The organism is Paenibacillus sp. 01T422 (assembly GCF_056398785.1).
Window position 1 is genome coordinate 1 of the sequence record NZ_JBFTQB010000839.1, and the last position, 2890, is coordinate 2890.

Below are 2890 nucleotides of genomic sequence, written 5' to 3' on the forward strand. Positions count from 1 at the left end.
GTTCAGGATCATACATCGTATCCCACGGTTCAGGAGCCAAATAATCCGGGTGAGGGTCAAAGAAGCTGGACCAAAGGAAAAAGCTTTGATCTTCCTCTTTATATTGCTCCAGAAGTGCGTTGGTTCTTTCGGCAATCCAGGTATTGTAGTGATATTTCTCTGGAATCGGCCAGTTATGAAGAATGGAGCGATCCATCGTACCGGTTGGAGACACGAAGTAGTCGCGCCAGTTCATACAGCCCTTTTCTTCCATCCAGATAGCATAATGTTGGCCAACATGCGCTTCATTCGTATGATTACGTGCCAGCTCTACATGATCAAAGCCGTAGAAGGGTCCGTTATTTTTTTTCCAGAAATCAAGATCTTGTAAGATCGGATAGGCTTCGAGAGAGGGATATTGTTCGGTAGATACTAAAGGTTGAAAATGAGCTTTCCCTACAAGTGCAGAATTGTATCCGGCTTCACGGAAATCCTCACCGACCGTATGAACATTCTCTAACAGCTTCGTGCCAAGTGTCCATGCCCCGTGTTGACTCGGATACATGCCTGTTATAATAGAAGATCTAGTCGGTGTACAAGTCGGGTTCGGGCAATATGAACGTGTAAATGTAGTTCCTTCTTTCACCAATCGATCCAGATTCGGCGTTTGAATTTCCGAGTTGAAAGCCCCTAGTGTATTCCAATGTTGCTGATCACTTGTAATTAACAATATATTAGGTTTCTTCATCCAATGATTCCTCCAATTATCGTATTTCTATCTTAAGAATAAGGAAGAAATGTCGATTTGGAAATATCATAGTTTCGTATTCATTTAACATTTTGTTAGGTATAATACGCTTGAAGTAGTAAAATATTAGGCATAAGATAGAGTTGAAGTGCATTGAATGATCTATCAAGTCTTGAGGTGCAAATACCATGCAAGAATTTCCCCACGAATATGCACAACATTATTATTTGAATCCTACTGCTTTTATAAAGATGAGTGGCTTGTGGTGCATCCGCCTAGGGCATAACATAGCCAAGCCGAACTATCAGGTCGGTCCCAAAAGAATTGAATGCTTTAGCCTACATTTCGTAGTTGAAGGTCGATTATTTCTTCAATATGAAGATGGAGAAGTAATTCTTCAACCCGATGATATCTGCTGCTTTTTCCCGGATGAATCGTATTCATACCGCATCTATGAACCGGAAGAGACCCTAAAGCTTATTTGGATAGCTTTTCAAGGTCCTCAAGCTTCGTCGTTACTGCATGCGCTAGGACTAACTCATGCTACTCCCACGCTACGTACAAGATGCAGTGGGGAAGTGTGGACCAAATTATATGCCCTACTACAGTTCATCTCAGATCAACCAGATGGAGTGGAGGATATTGGCTTTTCTGCAGAACTTCAGGAAAGGCTGTATGGTATCTTCGCCGTCCTAATGAAAGAGGGAATGACTTTAAACGATGCCAAAACTAACGTTGAGGACATCCCTTGGCTTAAGCGTTCGCTTGATTTCATGCAGCTCCATGCGCTGGAAGGAATCAGTATTAAAGAGGTTGCGGAAGAGGCAGGGGTACATAGATCTTATTTCTCTGATATCTTCAAGAAGCGGATAGGGTTATCTCCAAATCGTTACTTATACGGTCTCAAAATGGAGAAGGCTTCAGCGCTGTTATCTTTAAAGGATCGGAATATAACAGAGGTCGCTTATAGTGTCGGTTATCCGAGTCTTTATTCGTTCTCAAGAGCTTTTCGCAATTATTATGGCTACTCTCCAGAGAATAAGCCATGACTGCTATCTCCCTCGTTACTCTCGAGAGCGAATGGATCGATGTCCGTTTTCCTCACCTGACTGGCAGCTTTCTATATTAAGAGTTTGTACAAAGCACGATATACTTATTTTAGCAACTCGGCGTTTATGAAAGGAAGGATATAATGAAGAGTGACTTCATCTTACAGCCTCCACATCCTGAAACGGAATGGGCTGCCTGTACAAGCTATTCGGAATCTGCTGTAAGGATTGAACGAGTGATCGATGTTCCTTTGAAAGATGCGAGTATTTGCAAAGGGCCTGATCATTTGTATTATTTGATGGGAACGGCTGATGGCGTAAATGTGCAGGTGTGGACTTCGTCGGATTTGAAGACATGGACAGAACCAGCAGCCGTGTGGAACTTGGAGCAAGAGGGCACATGGCAAAAGGAGCTTGCAGGCACAACTGGCATTTGTGCGCCGAAATTACGTTATGTGAAAGGAACGTTCTGGGTTACTTATGGATTAGTCCAAGGAGGTACTGGCCTGCTCAAAAGCACTTCGAACCCCGTGATGGGGCCATACATCGACATGGGAATGATGACAGCGGATGGGCAGGATGCCTCCTTATTTGAGGATGAAGACGGAGCTGTCTATTGGGTTTACAGCAATGGTCAAATTGCCCGCATGACGGAGGATATGACCGGCCTTGCAGAAATTCCGAGGATGGTCGAGGTGAAGCCATGGAAAATCGCGGGACGAGAGGATGATCCATCGTACACCAGCCATCTGCAAGTTGGAGCGTATGGCGCTTTTTTATACAAACAGGACGGTTACTACTATATGTTCTGTGCGGATCAATTTAATCGCATGAACAGCGAGGCAGCGGATACATTCGTTGCCGTGAGCCATTCGATCCATGGCCCTTACAGCCGGCGTTATCTGGCACTTCCCCATGGCGGTCAAATTACATTATTCGATGGCCCCGAACATCGGCTTTATGCTTCTTTTACAGGAAGTGGTGCTGGAGAAAGGTGCCGTAGGAAATCTCAAACCCGTAGCTGACTTCCCAATTCGAGATCCTCATATAAGCACCGGTCCTGACGGGACCTATTATATGACGGGGACTTCCGATCAGCCGCATCGTAATTTTT

The 2890-nt window shown here is 44.5% G+C and carries 3 protein-coding genes; 2 read left to right on the plus strand and 1 reads right to left on the minus strand.

The annotated features are described in order from the left end of the window. A partial coding sequence (locus AC1DUA_RS32165; RefSeq protein ID WP_477503607.1) for a sulfatase-like hydrolase/transferase occupies positions 1-727 on the minus strand: 727 nt, incomplete at its 3' end. A gap of 188 nt (positions 728-915) precedes the next feature. Here AC1DUA_RS32165 and AC1DUA_RS32170 point away from each other — a divergent pair. After that, the gene (locus tag AC1DUA_RS32170; RefSeq protein ID WP_477503608.1) at positions 916-1776 is read left to right on the plus strand and encodes a helix-turn-helix transcriptional regulator; all 861 of its coding nucleotides are present in this window, start codon (positions 916-918) and stop codon (positions 1774-1776) included. 143 nt (positions 1777-1919) lie between these two features. After that, positions 1920-2801, plus strand: coding sequence for a family 43 glycosylhydrolase (locus AC1DUA_RS32175; RefSeq protein ID WP_477503609.1), 882 nt, complete (start codon positions 1920-1922; stop codon positions 2799-2801). Positions 2802-2890 lie beyond the last annotated feature (89 nt).